Source organism: Massilia phosphatilytica, assembly GCF_977014125.1.
The window spans coordinates 1-2097 of the sequence record NZ_CDRNIL010000025.1; the positions used below are offsets into that span (position 1 = coordinate 1).

1 pseudogene is annotated in these 2097 nt (G+C 66.2%); it reads right to left on the reverse strand.

The window, feature by feature from the left end:
- Positions 1–1789 (reverse strand): annotated as a pseudogene (locus ACWNCF_RS01150) (penicillin-binding protein 1A); the annotation flags it as partial.
- Positions 1790–2097 lie beyond the last annotated feature (308 nt).

The following is a 2097-nucleotide window of genomic DNA, read 5'->3' on the forward strand; positions in this document are numbered from 1 at the left end:
ACCTTGCCGTCGGCGTCCTCGATGCTGGGCGATCAGGTAGGGCTGCACGCGGTAGCCGCCGTTCGCGAACACGGCGTACGCGCCGGCCATCTGCAGCGGCGTCGCGGCACCCGTGCCCAGCGCCAGCGTGTAGTTCTGCGGCTGGCGCGCCAGGTCGAAGCCGAACTTGCCGACGAATTCGTGCGCCATACGGCACCGTGATCGCGCGCAGCAGGCGCACGGACGGCACGTTCTTCGATTCGGCCAGGGCGCGGCGCATCGTGATCGGGCCGTCGTACTTGTTGTCGTCGTTCTGCGGCGACCACGTCCTGCCGGCGTCCTCGCCCGGCATGTCGAGCGGCGCGTCGAGGATGAGGGTGCCCGGCGAATAGCCCTTGTCGACGGCGGCCGAGTAGATGAACGGTTTCATGCCGGACCCGGGCTGGCGCCAGGCCTGCGTCACGTGGTTGAATTTCTGGAAGTTGTAATCGAAGCCGCCGACCATCGCGTGGTAGGCGCCGGTGTCGGCGTCGATGGCGACGAACGCGGCCGCCACCTGCGGCACCTGCGTCACGCTCCAGTTGTCCTTCGCATCCTTGGCCACGCGGATGATCGCGCCGGGCGACAGGCGCATGCTCGCCTTCGCGCCGGACGACAGGCCGGCCTGGGCGAACTTCAGGCCCGCGCCGGTGAGGTCGACCATGTCGCCGTCGACCGTCTCGACGTGCACCGACTTGCTCGTCGCCGACAGCACGACGGCCGGGATCAGGCCCTCGCTGACGGGGCGCTTGCCGAGGGCGTCGTTGATCGCGTCCTCGCGTTCCGCCGGGTCGGACGGCAGGTCCATGCGGTCTTCCGGGCCGCGCCAGCCGTGGCGCTGGTCGTAGGTGATCACGTTGCGGCGCACGGACGCGTAGGCGGCGTCCTGCTCGGGTTTCAGGATCGTCGTGTAGACCCGGATGCCCTTCGTGTACGCGTCTTCCTTGAACTGGTTGTACACGGCCTGGCGCGCCAGTTCGGCCACGTATTCCGCATGCGTGCCGTAGTCCTGCACGCCGCGCTGGTTGACGCGCAGCGGTTCGGCCAGCGCTTTCTGGTACTGCTCTTCCGTGATGTAGTTCAGCGCGCGCATGCGGCCCAGCACCGCGTGCTGGCGCTCGCGCGCCCGCTTCGGATTCGCGACCGGATTATGGCGCGCCGGGTTCTGCGGCAGGCCCGCCAGCATCGCCATTTCGGCGACCGACAGCTGGTCCAGCGTCTTGTTGAAATAGATCCGCGCCGCGCTCGAGAAGCCGTAGGCGCGCTGGCCCAGGTAGATCTGGTTCATGTACAGCTCGAGGATCTCGTCCTTCGACAGCGCGGCCTCGATCTTGTACGCGAGCGCGATCTCGTTGATCTTGCGCGACAGCCGCTTTTCGCGCGACAGGAAGAAGTTGCGCGCCACCTGCATCGTGATCGTGGACGCGCCGCCGGAGCCGAAGCCGCCGCGCAGGTTCGACCCGACGGCGCCCATCGCGCGCTTCCAGTCGATGGCGCCGTGCTCGTAGAAGCGGGCATCCTCGATGGCGAGCAGCGATTTCTTCATCAGGTCGGGGATCTTCTTGATCGGGACGAAATCGCGATGCTCTTCGCCGAACTCGCCGATGAGGACGTTGTCTGCCGTATAGATGCGCAGCGGGATCTTGGGCCGGTAGTCGGTGACGGCATCCAGCGCCGGCACGTTGGGCAGCACGCGGAACACGATATAACCGCCGACGCCGGCGATGAACAGGACGATGACGGCGGCCAGGATGGCCAGTGCCGGAATCAGGAAGCCGCGCTGGCGGCGGGCGCGCGGCGTTGCCGGCTTGCGGGTATTTGTCAAAACAAAACTCTCTTGATGCGGGTCGAGAACCCGTTGGGAGACCGTAACTACGGGCGATGTGCGAAATTATAATCCGCTTTTCTTCCACTACGGCATGTGCGATAGTCACGCTTTCAGGGCCCGTCCGGCGATCCCGATGGTCCTGTTCGTCAATACCCACGCCTGAAGGAAACCCCTCCCATGCCTTACGACCCCAGCCCGCCGACCGTCAAGCCGTATATTCCGGCATCCAGCACGTTGCCGGAGCTGACGTG